This window comes from Nonomuraea sp. NPDC001831, from assembly GCF_042892035.1.
Taxonomy (GTDB): Bacteria; Actinomycetota; Actinomycetes; order Streptosporangiales; family Streptosporangiaceae; genus Nonomuraea.
In genome coordinates this window covers 31,476-51,413 of record NZ_JBIATU010000026.1, presented here as the reverse complement: position 1 = coordinate 51,413, position 19,938 = coordinate 31,476, and the positions used below count along the sequence as shown (strand labels likewise).

The 19,938-nt window shown below is 71.5% G+C and carries 14 protein-coding genes; 10 read left to right on the top strand and 4 right to left on the bottom strand.

All coding sequences use genetic code 11. The features are described from left to right. Positions 1-110: 110 nt before the first annotated feature. From ACFYYW_RS46045 to ACFYYW_RS46035, 3 genes are all read right to left on the bottom strand, one after another. On the bottom strand, positions 111-1,922 hold the full coding sequence (locus ACFYYW_RS46045) for a trypsin-like peptidase domain-containing protein (RefSeq protein WP_387660169.1): 1,812 nt from the start codon (positions 1,920-1,922) through the stop codon (positions 111-113). Between the two features lie 130 nt (positions 1,923-2,052). After that, positions 2,053-3,519 (bottom strand): M81 family metallopeptidase, encoded by a 1,467-nt coding sequence (locus ACFYYW_RS46040; protein WP_387660166.1) that lies wholly within the window; start codon positions 3,517-3,519, stop codon positions 2,053-2,055. Positions 3,520-3,537: 18 nt separating this feature from the next. Next, positions 3,538-4,686: an ROK family transcriptional regulator gene (locus ACFYYW_RS46035; protein WP_352324116.1), complete on the bottom strand. Its 1,149-nt coding sequence runs from the start codon at positions 4,684-4,686 to the stop codon at positions 3,538-3,540. Positions 4,687-4,906: 220 nt separating this feature from the next. On the opposite strand from ACFYYW_RS46035, the gene ACFYYW_RS46030 reads away from it, so the two are divergent. The 4 genes from ACFYYW_RS46030 (at position 4,907) to ACFYYW_RS46015 (ending at position 10,654) form a co-directional block, all read left to right on the top strand. Further along, positions 4,907-6,718: a peptide ABC transporter substrate-binding protein gene (locus ACFYYW_RS46030; protein ID WP_387660163.1), complete on the top strand. Its 1,812-nt coding sequence runs from the start codon at positions 4,907-4,909 to the stop codon at positions 6,716-6,718. Between the two features lie 67 nt (positions 6,719-6,785). Continuing rightward, the gene (locus ACFYYW_RS46025) at positions 6,786-7,748 is read left to right on the top strand and encodes an ABC transporter permease (protein ID WP_352324118.1); all 963 of its coding nucleotides are present in this window, start codon (positions 6,786-6,788) and stop codon (positions 7,746-7,748) included. After that, on the top strand, positions 7,745-8,650 hold the full coding sequence (locus ACFYYW_RS46020) for an ABC transporter permease (protein ID WP_352324119.1): 906 nt from the start codon (positions 7,745-7,747) through the stop codon (positions 8,648-8,650). The genes ACFYYW_RS46025 and ACFYYW_RS46020 overlap by 4 nt, the downstream gene beginning before the upstream one ends. Before the next feature lie 12 nt (positions 8,651-8,662). Next, the gene (locus tag ACFYYW_RS46015) at positions 8,663-10,654 is read left to right on the top strand and encodes a dipeptide ABC transporter ATP-binding protein (RefSeq protein ID WP_387660159.1); all 1,992 of its coding nucleotides are present in this window, start codon (positions 8,663-8,665) and stop codon (positions 10,652-10,654) included. 25 nt (positions 10,655-10,679) lie between these two features. On the opposite strand, the gene ACFYYW_RS46010 is transcribed toward ACFYYW_RS46015, so the two are convergent. After that, the gene (locus tag ACFYYW_RS46010) at positions 10,680-11,636 is read right to left on the bottom strand and encodes a LysR family transcriptional regulator (RefSeq protein ID WP_387660156.1); all 957 of its coding nucleotides are present in this window, start codon (positions 11,634-11,636) and stop codon (positions 10,680-10,682) included. Between the two features lie 153 nt (positions 11,637-11,789). On the opposite strand from ACFYYW_RS46010, the gene ACFYYW_RS46005 reads away from it, so the two are divergent. From ACFYYW_RS46005 to ACFYYW_RS45980, 6 genes are all read left to right on the top strand, one after another. Further along, positions 11,790-14,303, top strand: a complete 2,514-nt coding sequence (locus tag ACFYYW_RS46005) for a collagenase (protein ID WP_387660154.1) — start codon at positions 11,790-11,792, stop codon at positions 14,301-14,303. 79 nt (positions 14,304-14,382) lie between these two features. Then, positions 14,383-16,020 (top strand): ABC transporter substrate-binding protein, encoded by a 1,638-nt coding sequence (locus ACFYYW_RS46000; protein ID WP_387660151.1) that lies wholly within the window; start codon positions 14,383-14,385, stop codon positions 16,018-16,020. A gap of 34 nt (positions 16,021-16,054) precedes the next feature. Further along, positions 16,055-16,972 (top strand): ABC transporter permease, encoded by a 918-nt coding sequence (locus ACFYYW_RS45995; protein WP_352324125.1) that lies wholly within the window; start codon positions 16,055-16,057, stop codon positions 16,970-16,972. Further along, positions 16,969-17,934: an ABC transporter permease gene (locus tag ACFYYW_RS45990; protein WP_387660148.1), complete on the top strand. Its 966-nt coding sequence runs from the start codon at positions 16,969-16,971 to the stop codon at positions 17,932-17,934. Before ACFYYW_RS45995 ends, ACFYYW_RS45990 begins: the two co-directional genes overlap by 4 nt. Further along, entirely contained in the window at positions 17,931-18,902 is a 972-nt protein-coding gene (locus ACFYYW_RS45985; protein ID WP_387660145.1) for an ABC transporter ATP-binding protein, read from the top strand. The genes ACFYYW_RS45990 and ACFYYW_RS45985 overlap by 4 nt, the downstream gene beginning before the upstream one ends. Beyond that, positions 18,902-19,825: an ABC transporter ATP-binding protein gene (locus tag ACFYYW_RS45980; RefSeq protein WP_387660142.1), complete on the top strand. Its 924-nt coding sequence runs from the start codon at positions 18,902-18,904 to the stop codon at positions 19,823-19,825. Before ACFYYW_RS45985 ends, ACFYYW_RS45980 begins: the two co-directional genes overlap by 1 nt. Positions 19,826-19,938: the final 113 nt, after the last annotated feature.

Sequence of the window (19,938 nt, the reverse complement as noted above, 5' to 3'; positions counted from 1 at the left end):
GCGCCGCGGCCCGGATCCGCCGGGCACGCGTCGTGGCCCCGGAACCCGTCATGGGGTTCCGGGGCCACGCATCCTGACGTGTCTGGCGGGACTCGGCTCACGCGGGCCCGTCAGGCGTTCGGGGGCTGGTCGCCGAGCCGGCGCTGGAGGTCGGCGATCTGCCGTTCCAGGTCCGCGACCTGCCCGGACCTGTTGTCCGCGGGCGGGCTGAACTGGCCGTAGCGCACGGACCTGGTCTGGTCGCCGCGGGGCTGGTCGTAGGACGGCTGGTCGTAGGAGGGCTGCTGGTGAGGGGGCTGGTGGAAGTGGGCGTCCGGGGCCGATCCGTACGGGCTCGCGGCGTGGCCGTTCGCGCCGTACCCGCCGGGGCCGTAGCCGTCGCCGCCGTGGCCGTACGGGCTCTGGGCCTGCGGCATCGGCTGCACCGGCGGCGAGAGCTGGGCCTGGGCCGCGGGGAGCTGCTGCCACGGGGGCGGCGGCACCGCGCCGTACCCGGGCTGGGGGGAGACGATGGCCGGCTGGGGCCGCCGGCGTCCGCGCAGGACCTTCACCACGACCGCGACGAGCACCAGGAGCAGCAGCACGCCGCCGGCGATCAGCACCCACATGAGGATCGGCTTGGGCGTCTCGTCCTTGCCCGCGGAGATCGCCTGCTGGGAGTCGCTGATGTACTTGGCCACGTACGGGTGGTTCGGGAACAGCGCCTGGACCTCGCGGAACTTCGGCAGCGCGTCGGAGTAGTAGTGCCGGAAGAAGTCGTTGAGCGCCTCGTTGTACCGGGTCGTCGTGACGGCTTGGGCGGGCTTGACGTTCTTCTCGCCGAGCTTCTCCTTGATGATGCCGACCGGCAGGACGAAGCTCTCGCTCTCCGACGCCTCGCCGCCCTCGCTCACCGTGCCCGCGATCAGCATGCCGACGACCTTGCCGTCCTTGCTGAACACCGGCCCGCCGGAGTTGCCGTGGTAGGACGGCGCCTGCGTCTGGATGTAGGGCACGCCGGTCTGGGTGGTGCGCTTGGCGTTGTACGGGCCCTCGGTCAGGGCCGGCTCCAGCTTCGACTCCAGGCTGAAGAACGGCGTGTTGGTGACCAGGCCGGGGAAGCCGCTGATGTAGAGCGTGTCACCGGTGCGCACGTCGGCGTCCTCGCCGAGCGGCACGGTGGGCAGGTTCTGCTGGCCGTTCACCTTGAGCAGCGCGAAGTCCTTGCCCGGGTAGCTCTCGCCCACCGACACCAGCTCGGCCGGGACCGCCTTGGCCGTCTTGTCCACCCCGCCGCCGGGCAGGCTCTGCATGACCGACAGGCTCTGCTTGAGGTTGCTGAGCTGCATGTGGCTGGAGTTGAAGCTGACGTAGATCTGCTGGGCGAGCTTGAGGATCTCCTCGTCGTTCCTGAGGTCGCCCAGGCCCTTGATGATCTCCTTGGCGTCCTGCTTGTTGAACTTGGCCAGCGCCTGCTGGGCGAAGAGCTGGCTGAGCTCGGTCTCGCCGACCTGGACGCAGTGGGCGCCGGTGACCATGTAGCCGTCGGGGGTGACCCACCAGCCGGTGCACATGCCGCCGACCTCGGCCTCGACCGTGCGCATCGGCGTGGTCGAGGACACGTAGGTGTCCACGTTGGCGGCGATCTGCTGGAAGACCCACTTGCCGATGCTGCGCTCGTCCGAGGAGATCTTGCCGGACTGGACGGCGGCGACGGCCTCCTGGACGATCTGGTTGTAGGCCGCCTCGTTGATCGTGTTGGACGGGACGGACACCGTCGCCGTGTAGGTGAAGCTGGTCAGCTGCACCGCGGGCTGCGTACGCGCCGCCAGCCAGGTGCCGACCGGGACGTCGGGCCGCTCGTCGGGGGCGCCGTCGGCGGCCGCCGGCAGCGCGGGCAGCATGACCGTCGCGACGACCGCCGCACCCGCGGCGACCCTCATCAGCCTTTTCCTGAAATATCCGCTCACAGGCGGAAATGATGAGTTAACCCTCTTGTTCCTGGCTTGGAGCCGACTGGGAGCCCCCTCCAAGCCCTGCCGGGGCCGGTGCCGGAGGGGGCCGTCAGGGCGTCTATGAGCCGGTGATCACGGTGAGGTCGGCGTCGAAGTCGCGGTCGAGGGGGAAGACCGGCCGGGCCAGGCGCTCGTACGGCAGGCGCTGCAGGTCCTGGTCGACTCCGCCCGGCGTGAGCGCCAGCAGCCAGTCGCCCGCCGCGTCGAACAACTCCGGCTCCAGGTACCCGATCTTGACCGTCACCAGGTCCACGTCGTCCACCTGGACGCCCAGCCGGGCGTAGGAGGCCAGCTCGCGGTACTGCATGCGCCGGGAGGTGACGAACACGCTCAGACCGCCCACCCGCACGCTGACGCACAACCCGCCGTCGGGGTCGTCGGCGACCGCCTCCAGCACGCCCTCGATCGGCAGCGGCCCCGGCTCGCGGGCGTCGATCCGGCCGCCGACGCGCAGGCTGACCGGCGAACCGGGCGCGAGACCGGCGACCTCGGCCACGGCCTCGGGATCGACCAGCGAGGCGTACACCGCGCGGACCGAGCCGCCGGCGATCTCGGGACGGGCCAGCATGCGTTCGAGGGCGAAGGTGACGTCGTCGGCGCCGCCCGCGCCGGGGTTGTCGCCCGAGTCGCTGATGAAGAACGGACGCCGGGCCGGGTCCTTGACCGCGATCAGCGCCTGGTCGAGGCATTCGTCCATGGAACCGGTGGGCGCGACGAAGGTGAAGGCGTCGCGCGCCGCCCAGAACTGCTCGCCCAGCTCGCGGGCGGCCGCGGCGGTGGCGGCGGCGTCGGTGCCGGTGGCGACGACCGCGCCGCGGCAGCGGGGCTCGTCGGCCCAGGCGAAGCCGATCCAGATGGCCGCGTCGATGACGCCGTCCCTCGCCTCGATCTCGGGGACGCGGGCGTACAGGCCCTTGGCCGGCTCGACGCGCGTGCTGGTCATCTCGCCGGGCAGCAGGATCGGCACGTGCACGAGGGCCTTGTGCGGACGCTGCCCGCGGCGCAGGGCCGCCACCAGGTTGCGCGCGGCGCGCTCGCGGGTCTCCCAGACGTCGACGTGCGGGGCGGTGCGGTAGCAGGTGAGCAGGTCGCAGCCGGCGAAGAACCGGTGGGAGACGTTGCCGTGCAGGTCCATGGCCGCCGAGACGAACGGCTGCCCGCCGGTCACCGAGCGGACCACCGTGATCAGGTCGCCCTCGGCGTCCTCCAGCCCGACCACGCTCATCGCGCCGTGGATGTCGAGCAGGACGCCGTCCACGGGGCCCGCGGCGGCCAGCCCGGCGGCGATCTCGGCCGCCCAGGCGTCGTAGGTCTCCCTGGCCACGGCCCCGCCGGGCAGGGCGCGGGCGTGCACGAGCGGGATCCACTCGACGTCGGCCGCCCACGGCTCGGCGAGCCAGCCGTACCGCGCCAGCAGGGCGTCACCGCGGGTGACCTCGAAGTCGGCGGCGGTGCTCAGGTGCGGGGAGAAGGTGCTGGACTCGATGTGCACGCCGCCGACGGCGACGCGGAGGGGACGGGACACGGGCGGGGGACTCCTTGCCTAGGAGGGACGGACGTCGGCCGAGGCGCGCACGAGGTGCCCGAGGCCGATCAGGGCGGCGTCCGGGCCGGCGGCGCTGGCCTCGATGGACAGTGACTGGGTCATGGACGGCAGGCAGCGCTTGTAGAGCATGCTCCGGGCGGCGGCCACGTAGACGTCGAGGCTGGACAGCGCGCCGCCGATGACGACGGCGTCGGGGTTGAGGAAGTTGACCAGGCCGGACAGGGCGACCCCGAGCAGCTCGCCGGCGTGGCGCACCAGGGTCACGACGGACGGCTCGGCGTCGACGGTGGCGGCGACGACGTCGCGCGGGGTGCTGACCCGCAGGCCGCGGTCCTTGAGCTGGCGGACCAGGGCGGCGCCGCTGGCCACCGTCTCCAGGCAGCCGCGGCTACCGCAGGAGCACTCGCGCTCGCCGCTGTCGGCCACCCGCACGTGGGTGACGTCGCCGCTGAGGCCGCGGCCGCCGCGGTAGATCTGGCCGCCGCTGACCAGGCAGCCGCCGATGCCGGTGCCGGCCTTGACGTAGATCATGTCGCCGGGGTCGCGGCCCCGGCTGACGTACTCGCCGATGGCGGCGGCCTTGGCGTCGTTGTCGACGACCGCGGGCACGCCGAAGCGCTCCCTCAGGTGGGTCTGGGCGTCGAAGCCGTTCCAGCCGGGCATCCGGGCCGGGCCGATCAGCCGGCCGTGCGGGTACTCGACCGGGCCGGGCAGCGCGAGGCCGATGCCGAGCAACGTCTGGCCGGGGGCGTTGGCCGTGCTGAGCTGCTCGTAGGCCCGCCAGATGGCGTCGAAGACCTGGCCGGGCCCTTCCGCTATGTCGGTGGCGATCTCCCGTACGGCCAGCAGCCGGCCGTCGGGCGCGCACAGCCCCACGCGCGCGTGCTGGGCGCCCAGCTCGGACACCGCGAAGGCGCCAGGGACGTCGCGCAGCCGCAGGATCCGCGGCCGCCGCCCGCCGGTGGAGCGGCCGACGCCCTCCTCCAGGATCGCGCCCTCCTCCAGCAGCCGCCGGACCACGCTGGAGACCGTGGACGGAGCCACCTGGAGGGTCTCCACGAGATCGGCGCGCGACGTCGCCGCACCGCTGGCCAGGAGGCTGAGCGCCTGCTCACGCAGGTTGGCGGGACTCGATGGCTCCGGCATGCCGCTCCTCTTTCAGGCCGGTTCCCCGGCAGGCCCGTCGTCGCAACAGAGCCCCATCATGAGGCACCGGCGACTTCGACTCTAAACCGAAACAAGTCGGCGAACAAAGCGCATTAGTTCCGTTGACTTCGTGCGGGACCATCTATACATTCTCCGCATCGAACGCACCAGGCCCCCCGGTAAGCGCAGGGCGCCGTGCGACGTCAACCGAGGAGATCCCATGGGGAGCAGATTCCACCGGCGCGGGCTCCGCGGCACCGGCGCCCTGGCGGGCGTGCTGGCCCTCGGGCTGGCGCTGACCGCGTGCAGCGGGTCCGCCGGCGGCGCGCAGAAGGGCGCCCAGAGCGGGGGCCAGAGCAAGGACGGCGTGACCGTCGCCCTCAGGACCCCGAACTGGATCCTGCCGATCTCGGCACCCGGCTTCACCCAGGGCGAGAACGTCATCTTCGGCTCCGCCCAGTACCGTCACCTGTACGAGTACCTGCTGGACGGCTCGGCGAAGTACAACATCGACCCCGGGCGCTCGATGGCCGAACCGCCCGAGGTGAGCGACGGCGGCAAGACGCTGACGATCACGCTGAAGGACAACACGTGGTCCGACGGCAAGCCCGTCACCACCCGTGACATCCAGTTCTGGTGGAATCTCGTCACCGCGAACAAGGACAAGTGGGCGTCCTACCGGGAGGGCGGCTTCCCGGACAACATCGCCGCGTTCAAGGTGAAGGACGACAAGACCTTCTCCCTGACGACCACGAAGACGTACAACACCGGGTGGTTCGTCGGCAACCAGCTCAACCGCATCGTGCCGCTGCCCCAGCACGTCTGGGACAAGGACTCGGCCACCGGCAAGGTGGGCGACCTCGACACCACCCCCGAGGGCGCCAGGAAGGTCTTCGACTTCCTCACCGCCGCGTCGAAGGACCCCAAGACGTACGCGACCAACGAGCTGTGGCAGGTCAACAGCGGCCCGTGGAAGCTGGAGAAGTACGTGCCGAACGGCGAGGTCGTCCTCACCGCCCGCGCGAACTACTCAGGCAGCGACAAGCCGAAGCTCAAGTCGGTCACGCTGCGCCCCTTCACCAGCGACGACGCCGAGTTCAACGTGCTGCGCGCCGGCCAGATCGACTACGGCTACGTGCCGCCGGCCAACCTGTCGCAGCAGAAGTACCTGGAGTCGAAGGGCTACCAGATCGCCCCCTGGTACGGCTGGTCCATCACCTACCTCCAGCTCAACTTCAACAACCCCGAGTCAGGCCCCCTGTTCAAGCAGCTCTACCTGCGCCAGGCCCTGCAGTCGCTCATCGACCAGCCGACCATCAGCAAGGCCATCTGGTCCGGCATGGCGGCCCCGACCTGTGGTCCCGTCCCGGCCAAGCCCGGCACGAACGGCTCCAGCGAAGGCTGCGCCTACCCCTTCGACCCGGCCAAGGCCAAGCAGCTCCTGGAGAGCCACGGCTGGCAGGTGACCCCCGACGGCCAGACGACCTGCCAGAAGCCGGGCACGGGCGCCGACCAGTGCGGCGAGGGCGTGAAGTCCGGCGCGAAGCTGGCCTTCACCGTCACCAGCCAGACCGGCTTCGCCGCGACGACCAAGATGTTCGCCGAGATCAAGTCGCAGATGTCCAAGCTGGGCATCCAGCTCGCCATCAAGGAAGTGCCGGACTCGGTCGCGGTCACCCCGGCGTGCAAGTCCTCGGACTCCAACTGCTCGTGGGACATGTCGTTCTTCGGCTCGCAGGGCAGCTGGTACTACCCGGCCTTCCCCAGCGGTGAGCGGCTGTTCGCCACCGGCGCCCCGGTCAACCTGGGCAGCTACAGCGACCCCGAGGCCGACAAGCTCATCGAGGCCACCCAGTTCGCCGACGACGAGGCGACGCTCAAGGCGTACAACGACCGGCTGGCCCAGGACCTGCCGGTGCTCTGGATGCCGAACCCCGTGTACCAGATCTCGGCGTACCGCGCCGGGCTCCAGGGGGTCACGCAGGACCCGATGAACAACATGTTCTTCCAGGACTGGTCCTGGAAGAGCTGAGACCGTCCCCGACTCCGGCGGCCCGTGCGGGGGTCGCCGGGGTCCCTGGAACAAGGAGGGGCCTCGCGTGGCCCGGTATCTGATCACCCGCTTGGGCCAGGCCCTGATCATCGTCGTGCTGGTCACGATGATCACGTTCGTCATCCTGCATCTCCTGCCGGGCGGCGCGGCGCGGGCCACCCTCGGCAAGGACGCGACGCTGGCCCAGCTCGCGGCGTTCGACCACGAGATGGGCTACGACCGCCCCTGGGTCCAGCAGTACGTCATGTTCATCGGCCGCCTCCTGCGCGGCGACCTCGGCTACTCCTTCCAGCTCAACCAGTCGGTGGCCGAGGCCATCGGCCAGCGGCTGCCCAAGACCATGGTGTTGTCGTTGTTCTCGACGATGCTGGCCGTCGTCGTCGCCATCCCGCTCGGCGTCGTCCAGGCGATGCGGCGCAACCGGTGGCCCGACTACACGATCACCACCCTGTCGCTGCTGGCCTACGCCACGCCGATCTTCTTCATGGGTCTCATGATGATCATTCTCTTCTCGCAGGTCTGGCCGATCCTGCCGCCGGAGGCCTCGCAGGGGTTCACCCTCGGTGAGGTGCTGGCCGACCCGGCCGGGCTCGTCCTGCCCACCGTCACGCTCGCCATCGTGACCGTCGCCGTCTACTCGCGGTACGTGCGCTCCTCGATGGTCGACAACCTCAACGAGAACTACGTGCGCACCGCCCGCAGCAAGGGCCTGTCGGAGGCGCGCGTCGTCGCCCGGCACACGCTGCGCAACGGCCTGTTCCCGGTCATCACCCTGCTCGGGATGTACCTGCCCGCGCTGTTCAGCGGCGCCCTGGTCGTCGAGGCCCTGTTCAACTACCCCGGCATGGGCCAGCTGTTCTGGCAGGCGGCGCTGAAGCGGGACTTCCCGATCCTGTTCGGCGTCACGCTGATCATCGCGATCGCGACCGTGCTCGGCGCCCTGCTCGCCGACCTGCTGTACGCCGCCGTCGATCCGCGCGTCCGGCTCAGGACGGCGGCCCGCTCATGACCGCGTCCGCCGAGGCGACCGGCACGCCGGTCCCCGCCGAGGAGGCGCCCGTACGCGGCCAGTGGCGTCAGGCGCTGACCGTCTTCGCCGAGAACCGCCTCGCCCTGCTGGGCCTGATCATCTTCATCGTGCTGGGCGGCCTGTGCTTCCTCGGCCCGCTGTTCTACCGGACCGACCAGGTGCACACCGACCTCGCCTCGGTCTACCTGCCCCCCGGCACCCCGGGCCACCCGCTGGGCACCGACGGCGTCGGCTACGACCAGCTCGGCCGCCTGCTGCTCGGCGGGCAGACGTCCATCGTCGTCGGGCTGGCCGCCGGCGTGCTGGCCACGGTCGTGGGCACGATCTGGGGCGCCATCGCCGGCTTCACCAGCGGCTGGGTGGACGCGGCCATGATGCGGGTGGTCGACGCGATGATGTCGATCCCCTCGCTGTTCCTGTTCATGCTGATGGCGACCATCGTCACGCCGACCGTGCCGATGCTCATCCTCATCATCGGCGCCTTCGCCTGGCTGGGCCCGGCCCGGCTGGTCCGCGGCGAGGCGCTGACCCTGCGCTCGCGCGAGTACGTCCAGGCCATGCGGTCGATGGGCGGCACCGGCGGCCGGGCCGTACGGCGGCACATCATCCCCAACGCCATCGGCACCGTGATCGTCAACGCCACCTTCCAGGTCGCCGACGCCATCCTGTACGTCGCCTACCTGTCCTTCCTCGGCCTCGGCGTGCCGCCACCCGCGGCGAACTGGGGCGGGATGCTCTCCGACGGCCTCGCCAACACCTACAGCGGCTACTGGTGGCTGCTGTACCCGCCCGGGATCGCCATCATCCTCATCGTCCTCGCCTTCAACTTCATCGGCGACGGGCTGAGGGACGTCTTCGAGGTCCGCCTCCGGCGGCGCTAGGAGGAACGGAACATGAGCCCTTTGCTGCGCCTGCGCGACGTCAGCACCGACATCCCGCTGCGTCAGGGCGTCGTGCACGCCCTCGACCACGTCAACCTGGAGGTGCGGCAGGGCGAGACGCTCGGCATCGTCGGCGAGTCGGGCAGCGGCAAGACCATGACCGCCCTGTCGGTCATGGGCCTGCTGCCGTCCGGCGGCCGCGTCGTCGGCGGCGAGATCCTGTTCGAGGGCCGCGACCTGCTGTCCCTGCCGCCCGCCGAGATGCGCAGGATCCGCGGCGTCGAGATGGGCATGGTGTTCCAGGACCCGCTCACCTCGCTCAACCCGACCATGCGCATCGGCGCCCAGGTCGCCGAGCCGCTCCGGGTCCACCAGGGCGTCGGCAAGGCCGAGGCGCGCGAGCGGGCCGTGGAGATCCTGCGCCGGGTCGGCATGCCGCGTCCCGACAAGATCGCCGACGCCTACCCGCACCAGCTCTCCGGCGGCATGCGCCAGCGCGTGGTCATCGCCATGGCCCTGGTCTGCTCGCCCCGGCTGCTCATCGCCGACGAGCCGACCACCGCCCTCGACGTCACCACCCAGCGCCAGATCCTGGAACTCATCGACGACCTGCGCGAGGAGTTCCAGATGGCGGTCATCCTGGTCACCCACGACCTGGGTGTGATCGCCAGCCGTGCCGACCGGGTCGCCGTCATGTACGCCGGCCGCGTGGTGGAGGCCGCAACCACCGCCGAGCTGTTCCGGCAGCCGCGCCACCGCTACACCGAGGCGCTCATGGAGTCGCTGCCCGGCGCGGCCGAGCACGACGACGGCGCGCTCTACAGCATCCCCGGCCTGCCGCCGGACCTGTCCCGGCCGATGACCGGCTGCCGGTTCGCACCCCGCTGCCGCTTCGCGACCGAGGAGTGCCGCACCACCGACGTGACCCTGTCCGGCGACGAGCACCAGCACGCCTGCCTGCACCCGGTGCTCCAGCCGCGGGCACGCGCCGAGGCAGCCGGGCCGCGGCCCGACCGGGCCGGGCCGCAGGCCGGGACCGCGCCGATCCTGTCCGTCCGCGACCTGGTCAAGAACTACGACGGCACGGGCTCGCTGGGCCGCAAGGCGCCGCCGGTCAGCGCCGTCGCGGGGGTCGGCTTCGACGTGCGCCCCGGCGAGACGTTCGGGCTCGTCGGCGAGTCGGGCTGCGGCAAGTCGACCGTGGGCCGGCTGATCGTCGGCCTGGAGGAGCCCACCTCCGGCCAGATCGTGGTGGACGGCGCCGACATCGCCACGCTCGACCGGCGCGCCCGCCGCGCCATGCACCGGCGGGTCCAGCTCATGTTCCAGGACAGCTACGCGGCGATGAACCCGCGCATGCGCATCGACTCCATCCTGGCCGAGCCCCTGGAGATCCAGCAGGCCGGCGACCGGGCCGGCCGCCGCTCCCGCATCGGCACCCTGCTGGACCAGGTGGGCCTGCCGCGACGGGTGCTCGACCGCTACCCGCACGAGTTCTCCGGCGGCCAGCTCCAGCGCATCGGGCTGGCCAGATCGCTGGCCCTGGAGCCGCGGCTGATCGTGTGCGACGAGCCGGTGAGCGCGCTCGACGTCTCCATCCAGGCCCAGGTGCTCAACCTCATGCGCGACCTGCAGCGCGAGCTGGGCCTGTCGTACGTGTTCATCAGCCACGACCTGTCCGTCGTGGACTACATGTCGGACCGGATCGGCGTGATGTACCTGGGCAAGCTCGTCGAGGTCGGGCCGGCCCGCGACGTCGTCAGGAAGGCCCGGCACCCGTACACGCAGGCGCTGATCGAGGCCGTGCCCTCGGCCGAGCCGGGCGTGGCGCCGCGTACCAGCGTCGCCATCAAGGGCGAGCTGCCCAGCGCGCAGAACCCGCCCTCGGGATGCCGGTTCAGGACGCGCTGCCCGCTCGCCCAGGAGATCTGCGAGACCGAGCCGCCGCTGGCGGGCGGCGAGCACCAGGTGGCCTGCCACTTCCCGCTGCGCACGGCGGAGTGAGGCCGGGGCGCGCCGGTCGCGGCCGTCAGCGGAGGGGATGGGCGCCCGGGTGCTCGTCCCACCACCGGCGGAAGGTGGGGTTGTCGTCGATGTGGTCCTCGAAGGCGGCGGCGAGCCCGCGGTAGATGGCCGCCGCCGCGTCCGCGCCGATCAGGTCCCTGCGCCAGGCCATGACCAGGTGCCCGACCTGCGGTTCGCCCGCCAGCGGCCGTACGGCGGTGCCCTCGGGCACCGGCCAGGTCGGGTCCACCAGGCGCACGCCCAGCCCGGCGGCGACCAGCGGGCGGCCGGCGCCGCTCGGGGCGTCGTAGCGCACGTCCGGCTCGAAGCCGGCGGCCCGGCAGGAGGCGCGCAGGGCGGCGAGCGAGCCGTCGTCGGCGCCGGGCGGGCTGATCCAGCGCTCGTTCCTGAGGTCGGACAGGTGCACCTCGGGCTGCTCGGCCAGCGGGTGCCCGGCGGCCATGGCCACGAAGATGGGATACCTGGGCACCAGCGTGCGGGTGACGACCGGCGGCGTGAGGGGGACGTCGAACCCCTCGATCATGCCCATGAGCGCGGCGTCGAGCTGGCCGTGGGTGAGCGCGTCGGCGAGCTGCACGCTGGACGGCTCGATGCGCAGGGAGATCGACCGGCCGGGTAACGCCTCGCCGACCCGGTCCACCACGCTGGCCACGCACGCCAGGTGGCTGCACCCGAGCCGCAGCCCGGTGACGGCCGGGTTCGCGTCGTGCAGGTCGCCGAAGAGGGAGTCGATCTCCGACAGGACGATCCGGGCGCGGGCGATGACCTGACGTCCGAGCTGGGTGGGTTCGACGCCGTTCCGGCTGCGGGTGAACAGCTCACCGCCCACCATCTCCTCGATCCTGCGGAGCTGGGTGGTGATCGCCGGTTGGGACAGCCCGAGGCGCGCGGCCGCTTTGGTCACGCTGCCGGCTTCGGCGATCGTACAGACCATTCGGAGATGCCGGAGATCCAGGTCCATAGCTCAGGATTATGTGACATGTGATGGCTCTTGGCGACGTATTGGGAACGCCCATAGGCAACACTTATGCGGCGTCGTATGACCACGCCCTCCGGACGGACCGCACACTCGTACCCGACCTCGCATCCATGCGGATACCCCCCGGAGGTTCTTGTGCGCAAGGTCCTGCACGGCTGGCGGCTGATCGTTCCCCTGGCCGCATTAGCCCTACTCCCACCGTTCGCCGCGATACCGGCGAGCGCGGCGGCCGAACCGCCACCGGCCGCCCGCCTCGCGGTCCCGGCCGACGACGCCCCGCACGTCGCCAAGTCCCGGCTCGACACCCGTGACCGGGCGCCCCAGCCCGCGGCCAAGGACGCCCTACGCCGCGACTACGACGAACCCGCCACCCGGCCGGAGCACGCCAGACCGTCGGCGCGCAGGAGCGTCGCCGCGGCCGCCGCCTGCAACGTCTCCGACTTCACCAGCCGCACCGGCAGCGCCCTGGTCCAGCAGATCAAGGCCAGCGCCACCGACTGCGTCAACACCCTGTTCAACCTGACCGGCACGGACGCCTACAACGCCTTCCGCGAGGCGCAGATGACGACCGTCGCCTACGCCCTGCGCGACAACTCGGCGAACTACCCGGGCGACAACACCACCAGCACCGCCCAGCTCGTCCTCTACCTGCGGGCCGGCTACTACGTCCACTGGTACAACTCCGGCGACGTCGGCTCGTACGGCCAGGCGCTCACCACCGCCATCCGGTCCGGCCTGGACGCCTTCTTCGGCAACTCCCGGTCCTCGACCGTCAGCGACGCCAACGGCGAGGTGCTGGGCGAGGCCGTCACCCTCATCGACAGCGCCGAGCAGAACGACCGCTACCTGTACGTGGTCAAGCGCCTGCTCGACGGCTACAACAGCTCCTACGACGCGTCGTGGTGGATGCTCAACGCGGTCAACAACGTCTACACCGTGCTGTTCCGCGGCCACCAGGTGCCCGCGTTCGTCAGCGCCGTGCAGGCCGACCGCAGCGTCCTGGACTCCCTGAACTCCTTCGCCGCCAACCACCTCGGCATGCTCGGCACCGACCGCTCCTACCTCGTCTCCAACGCCGGGCGCGAGCTGGGCCGCTTCCTGCAGCACACGGCGTTGCAGGCCGTCGTCCGGCCGCTGGCCAAGAACCTGCTCGGCCGCAGCGCCATGACCGGCGCCACCGCGCCGCTGTGGGTGGGCGTGGCCGAGATGACCGACTCCTACGACAAGGCCAACTGCTCCTACTACGGCACCTGCGACCTGGCGAACCGCCTGGCGGCCAGTGTGCTGCCGATCACCCACACCTGCAGCGCCAGCATCAGGATCCGGGCCCAGGAGGTCACCGCGAGCCAGCTCGCCGCCACCTGCGCCAGCCTGGCCAACCAGGACGCCTTCTTCCACAACCTGGTCAAGGACAACGGCCCGGTCGCGAACGACAACAACACCACGCTGGAAGTGGTGGTCTTCGACTCCAGCACCGACTACCAGACCTACGCCGGCGCGATGTTCGGCATCGACACCAACAACGGGGGCATGTACCTGGAGGGCGACCCCGCCGCCGCGGGCAACCAGCCCAGGTTCATCGCCTACGAGGCCGAGTGGCTGCGCCCCGACTTCCAGATCTGGAACCTCAACCACGAGTACACCCACTACCTCGACGGCCGGTTCGACATGTACGGCGACTTCACCGCCGGGGTGAGCACGCCGACCATCTGGTGGATCGAGGGCTTCGCCGAGTACGTCTCCTACTCCTACCGCAAGGTCGTCTACGACGCGGCGATCACCGAGGCGGGCAAGCGCACGTACGCGCTGAGCACGCTGTGGAACACCACCTACGACCATGACACCACCCGCATCTACCGGTGGGGCTACCTGGCCGTCCGCTACATGTTCGAGAAGCACCCGGCCGACGTCGCGACGCTGCTCGGCTCGTACCGGACCGGCGCGTGGAGCACCGCCCGGTCGTTCCTGACCGGCACGATCGGCAGCCGCTACGACTCCGACTGGAACACCTGGCTCGCCGCCTGCGCGGCCGGGGCGTGCTCCGGGGGCGGCACCGGCAACCAGGCGCCCACCGCGAGCTTCACCTCCACGGTCAGCGGGCTGACGGCCGCCTTCACCGACACCTCCACCGACTCCGACGGCACCATCGCCGCCCGCCGCTGGGACTTCGGCGACGGCGCCACCTCCACCGCGGCCAACCCGTCGCACGCCTACGCGGCGCAGGGCGCCTACACCGTCACGCTGACCGTCACTGACAACGGCGGCGCCACCGCGACGACGTCGAAGCAGGTCACGGTCTCGACCGGCGGCGGCTCGACGCCGGAGTGCACCGCCTCCGACACCCGCAAGCTCGACAGGAACTGCAAGCGCAGCAACCTGTCGGCCACCCAGGGCAACTACGCCTACCTCTACATCTACCTGCCCGCCGGGACGGCCAGGCTGACCATCACCGCCTCCGGCGGCACCGGGAACGCCGACCTCTACTACAACGCCGCCACCTGGGCCACCACCTCGGCCTACACGCAGCGCTCCACCGCGTCCGGCAACGCCGAGACGCTGGTGATCAACAACCCGCCCGCCGGTTACAACTACATCAGCCTCCACGCCGCGCAGACCTTCTCGGGCGCGAGCGTCAAGACCGAGTACTAGACCGCCCGGGCGCCGGGGGCCGGCGAACCCTCTCCCGCCGGTCCCCGGCCCGGGCCCTCTCACCTCACTGGAGTGATCCGTGACTCTCCGTAACGTGCTGACCGCGGGGCTCCTGCTCGGCGTGGCGGCCTGCGGCGGCGGCAAGGCCGCCACCCCGGCGACGGCGGCCGGGGGCGGGACCCTGACGATCCTGTCCAACCAGGACTTCTCCCACCTGGACCCGGCCCGCAACTGGACGATGCCCCAGATGGACTTCGGCATCCGGCTGCTCTACCGCACCCTCACCACCTTCAAGGCGGGCAGCCACGAGATCGTCCCGGATCTGGCCACCGACCTGGGCACCGCCTCCGAGGGCGGCAAGGTGTGGACCTTCACCCTCAAGGACGGCGTCAAGTACGAGGACGGCACCCCCGTCACCGCGAAGGACGTCAAGTACAACGTGGAGCGTTCCTTCGCCCCCGAGCTGCCCGGCGGCCCCAACTACGCCCAGCTCTACCTGGCCGGCGCCGACGGCTACAAGGGCCCGCTGAAGGGCCGGCACCTGGACTCGATCGAGACCCCGGACGACCGGACCATCGTCTTCCGCCTCAAGCGGCCGGTCGCCGAGTTCTCCTCCACGGTGACGCTGCCGACGTTCGCGCCGGTGCCGGCCGCGAAGGAGGCCGGCGCGCAGTACGACAACCGGCCCTTCTCCTCCGGGCCGTACAAGATCGAGCGCTACGACCGCGGCAAGGAGATGGTCCTGGTCCGCAACCCGCACTGGTCGGCGGCCACCGATCCGGTGCGCAAGGCCGCGCCCGACCGCATCGTGGTCAAGCAGGGCCTGCGGCAGGGCGTGATCGACGACCGGCTCATCGAGAGCAGGGGCGAGGACGCCACCTCGATCGCCTACACCGACGTCAGCGCCGCCAGCCTGGCCAAGATCCTGCCCCGGCCGGACGTGAAGTCCCGGCTGGTCAACGCCATGTCGGGGTGCACCGACATGATCGGCTTCAACACCTCCAAGCCGCCCTTCGACGACCCGAAGGCCCGGCAGGCGGTGCACTTCGCCCTGGACAAGCAGGCGCTCCAGACCGCCGCCGGCGGCCCGGCCATGACCTCGATCGCCACCTCCTACCTGCCGCCGGCCCTGTCGGGCGGCACGCCGCAGGACGTGTTCCACCTCCCGCCGACCGGGGACGTCGAGAAGGCCAAGGCCCTGCTGGGCGGGAAGACGCTGAACGTCCGGATGACGATCTCGACCGGCGACAAGGCGCTCGGCGAGGCCGTGCAGGCGTCGCTGAAGCGGGCGGGCGTCGAGGTCGTGCTCACGCCCGTCGATCCCTCGGTCTACTACGACACCGTCGGCGACACCGCCAAGACGCCCGACCTGTTCACGTACGGCTGGTGCCCCGACTACCCGTCCGGGGCGACGTTCCTGCCGCTGCTGTTCGACGGGCGCACGATCGTCGAGAAGGGCAACTCCGGCAACGTCTGGCAGTTCCGCGACGAGGCGGTGCAGAAGCGCATCGACGAGATCCAGGCCATGAGCGACCCGAAGGCCGCCGAAGCCGCCTGGATGGACCTCGACCGGCAGGTCATGCAGTCCTCGCCGGCGGTGCCGTACGCGTGGGACCGCAAGCCGATCCTGGTCGGCAAGGACGTCTCCGGCGCGGTGGGCCATCCCGTCTGGTCCGGGCAGCTCGACTTCGCCGTCCTGGGGGTGAGGCAGAAGTGAGGAACGGCTACCCCGGATACCGGCGGAGCCGGACATGACGGCGACGGTCGTCACGGCGAGCCCGCCCGCCCGGCTGGTCAGGAAGCGCCTGCTGGGCGGCGCCGCCACCCGGTTCGCGCTGGTCGTGGTGGCGGTCCTGGTGCTGGTCGCGCTCGCCGCGCCGCTGCTCACCAAGCTGAACGGCTGGCCGCCGGACGCCTTCGACCCCGCCGCGATCGACCAGGAGCTGGCGGGCGTGCCCAAGGGGGCCCTGGGCGGCGTCAGCGGCGAGCACTGGCTCGGCGTCGAGCCCGTCAACGGCCGCGACGTGTTCAGCCGCGTCGTCTACGGCGCCCGCGTCTCGCTGATGGTCTCCACCCTGGCGACGCTGGTGTCGGTGCTGCTCGGCACCGTGCTCGGGCTGCTGGCCGGCTACCTCGGCGGCTGGGCGGACGCGGTGATCAGCAGGACCATGGACCTGCTCATGTCGTTCCCGAGCCTGATCTTCATGATCGCCCTCATCTCGGTCATGCCCGACGGCGACCGGATGGTCCTGCTGGTGTGTGTGATGGGCGGGTTCGGCTGGCCGTACATCGGGCGGATCGTGCGGGGGCAGGCGATCTCCGTCAAGCACCGCGAGTACGTGGACGCCGCCCGGGTCGGCGGCGCGCTGAACGGCGTCATCGTCTTCCGCGAGATCATGCCCAACATCACCGCGCCGATCCTCGTGTACGCGACGCTCGCGGTGCCCGCCAACATCGGCACCGAGGCGGCGCTGTCGTTCCTCGGCGTCGGGGTGCGCCCGCCGACCGCGTCCTGGGGGCAGATGATCCAGGAGGCGATGCTCTGGTACGAGGTCGACCCGATGTACCTGCTCGTCCCCGGCGCCTGCCTGTTCCTGACCGTGCTCGCCTTCACCCTCCTCGGTGACGCCCTGCGCGACGCCATCGACCCCAAGGGGGCGGCACAGTGACGTCGTACCTGGCCAGACGGGCCCTCGCGGTGGCCGGCGTGCTGCTGGTGATCTGCGCGGTGACCTTCGTGATCTTCTACGTGCTGCCGTCCGACCCGGCGGTCCAGGCGTGCGGCAAGACCTGCACGCCCGAGCGGGTCGCCGAGGTGCGCGCGCAGATGGGGCTGGACCGGCCGCTGTGGGAGCAGTTCGGCGGCTACGTCGCGGGCATCGTCGCCGGGCGTCCCGGCTGCCACGTGCCCTGCCTCGGGTTCTCCTACCAGAACGCCCTGCCGGTCTGGGACCTGCTGATCGACCGGCTCGGCGCCAGCGCGTCCCTGGCGGCCGGCGCGGCCCTGCTGTGGCTGGCCGTGGGCGTCACGGTCGGGGTGGTGTCGGCGCTGCGCCGGGGGAGCGTCCTGGACCGGACGCTGATGATCGCCACGCTGACCAGCGCGTCCCTGCCGGTCTACTTCGTGGCGATGGTGCTGCTCCTGCTGGTGGTACGGGTGACCGGGCTGCTGCCGTACCCGGCGTACGTGCCGCTCGCCGACGACCCCGCCGCCTGGGCCGGCAACCTGATCCTGCCCTGGGTCACGCTGGCCGCGCTCTATGCCGCCATGTACGCCCGGCTCACCCGGGCGCAGATGATCGAGACGATGGCCGAGCCGTACATCAGGACGGCCCGCGCCAAGGGCCTGCACGAGCGGACGGTCGTCGCCAAGCACGGCATGCGCGCGGCCATGACCCCGGTCGTCACCGTCTTCGGCATGGACCTGGGCGGCCTGCTGGCCGGCGCGATGATCACCGAGACCGTGTACGGCCTGCCCGGCGTCGGCCGGCTCGCCTACGACGGCATCGTCAAGTCCGACCAGCCCGTGATCCTCGGCACGACGCTGCTCGCGGCCTTCTTCATCGTGCTGGCCAACCTGCTCGTGGACCTGGTCTACGCGGTCATCGACCCCAGGGTGAGGTACTCGTGATCCTTTCCGTGCGCGACCTGTCGGTGAGCTTCGGCGACGTCCGGATCGTGGACGGCGTGTCGTTCGGCGTCGAGCGGGGGCGGACCCTGGGCGTCGTCGGCGAGTCCGGGTCCGGCAAGTCCGTGACCGCGCTGTCGCTGCTGGGGCTGCACCGCCGGGCGACCGTCGCCGGGTCGATCGAGCTCGACGGGGAGGAGCTGGTCGGGGCCCCGGCCGAACGGCTGCGCCGGCTGCGCGGCAGCGCGGTGTCGATGATCTTCCAGGATCCGCTGTCGTCGCTGCACCCCTTCTTCACCGTGGGGGAGCAGATCGCCGAGGCGTACCGGCTGCACCGCCGGGCCGGCCGGCGGGCGGCCCGCGAGCGGGCGGTCGAGATGCTGGCCGAGGTGGGCATCCCGGAGCCGCGGCGGCGCGCCGGGGAGCATCCGCACCGCTTCTCCGGCGGCATGCGGCAGCGGGCGATGATCGCGATGGCGCTGGCCTGCGAGCCGGGCGTGCTGATCGCCGACGAGCCGACGACGGCGCTCGACGTGACCGTCCAGGCGCAGATCCTCGACCTGATCGCGCGCATCCAGCGCGAGCGGGGGCTCGCGGTCGTCCTGATCACCCATGACCTGGGCGTGGTGGCGCGCATGGCCGACGACGTCCTGGTCATGTACGGCGGCCGGACCGTGGAGCACGCCCCCGCCAGGGAGATCTTCAAACGGCCGCTGCACCCGTACACGCGGGCCCTGCTGGACTCGGTGCCGGGCGCGCCGCCGGACGCGCTCACCGGCGCGGCGGCGGCCCCGGGCCGGGCGCGGCTGCGGGCGATCGCGGGGGCGCCGCCGTCGCTGCTCGCGCCGCCGCCGGGCTGCCGCTTCCACCCGCGCTGCCCGGCCGCCCTGGACGTCTGCGCGACCACGCGCCCGCCGCTCACCGGCGACCCCCACCGGGTCGCCTGCCACCTGGAAGGAGCCGACCACTGATGCTCTCCGTGCGCGACCTGCGGATGACCTTCCCCGGACGCCGCGGGCAACGGGTCAGGGCGGTGGACGGCGTGAGCTTCGACGTGCCGGAGGGCCAGGCGCTCGGCCTGGTCGGCGAGTCGGGCTGCGGCAAGTCCACCACCGGGCGCATGATCGTGCGGCTGCTGGAGCCCACCGGCGGGACCGTCACCTTCGACGGCCACGACATCACCCATCTGGGCCCCCGGGCGCTGCTGCCGATGCGCGGCCGGCTCCAGATGATCTTCCAGGACCCGTACGCGTCGCTCAACCCGCGCCACACCGTCCGGCAGATCATCGCCGGGCCGCGCCGGACCGTCGACCGGGACGGCGTCGTCGAGCTGCTCCGGCTCGTCGGCCTGGACGCCGAGCACGCCGACCGCTACCCCCACGAGTTCTCCGGCGGCCAGGCGCAGCGGATCGGCATCGCCCGGGCGCTCGCCTCCCGGCCCCGTCTGGTGGTCTGCGACGAGCCGGTCTCGGCGCTGGACGTGTCCATCCAGGCCCAGATCGTCAACCTGCTCGCCGACCTGCGGGCCGACCTCGGGCTCGGCTACCTGTTCATCGCCCACGACCTGTCGGTGGTGCGGCACATGTGCGAGACGGTCGCCGTCATGTACCTGGGCCGGATCGTGGAGACCGGCTCGTCGGACACCGTCTACTCCGATCCCGCCCATCCCTACACGCGCACGCTCCTGTCGGCCGTGCCGGTGCCCGATCCGGAGGTGGAGGCCACGCGGGAGCGCATCGTCCTGCACGGCGACCCGCCCAGCCCGCTCGCGCCGCCGCCCGGCTGCGCCTTCCATCCCCGCTGCCCGAAGGCGCAGTCGTTGTGCCGGACCGAGCCGCCCGTGCTCACAACGGTCAGGGGAAGGCAGGTGAGCTGCCACTTCCCGGAGGGGTGAGCGGGAGGTCCCGCAAGGCGGCGACGGCCGGAGCGGTCGTCGCCGCCAGTACTTTTCCTCTCATCGTGAACCGCCGGAGCGGAGGGACGCGACAGAGAGGCATGACACCGATG

Bases quoted from the DNA above. Each gene is read 5' to 3' on its own strand.
- ACFYYW_RS46035 (WP_352324116.1), bottom strand. From the start codon at position 4,686: ATGCCGGAGCCATCGAGTCCCGCCAACCTGCGTGAGCAGGCGCTCAGC.
- ACFYYW_RS45980 (WP_387660142.1), top strand. From the start codon at position 18,902: ATGCTCTCCGTGCGCGACCTGCGGATGACCTTCCCCGGACGCCGCGGG.
- ACFYYW_RS46020 (WP_352324119.1), top strand. From the start codon at position 7,745: ATGACCGCGTCCGCCGAGGCGACCGGCACGCCGGTCCCCGCCGAGGAG.
- ACFYYW_RS45995 (WP_352324125.1), top strand. From the start codon at position 16,055: ATGACGGCGACGGTCGTCACGGCGAGCCCGCCCGCCCGGCTGGTCAGG.
- ACFYYW_RS46030 (WP_387660163.1), top strand. From the start codon at position 4,907: ATGGGGAGCAGATTCCACCGGCGCGGGCTCCGCGGCACCGGCGCCCTG.
- ACFYYW_RS46010 (WP_387660156.1), bottom strand. From the start codon at position 11,636: ATGGACCTGGATCTCCGGCATCTCCGAATGGTCTGTACGATCGCCGAA.
- ACFYYW_RS46015 (WP_387660159.1), top strand. From the start codon at position 8,663: ATGAGCCCTTTGCTGCGCCTGCGCGACGTCAGCACCGACATCCCGCTG.
- ACFYYW_RS46045 (WP_387660169.1), bottom strand. From the start codon at position 1,922: ATGAGGGTCGCCGCGGGTGCGGCGGTCGTCGCGACGGTCATGCTGCCC.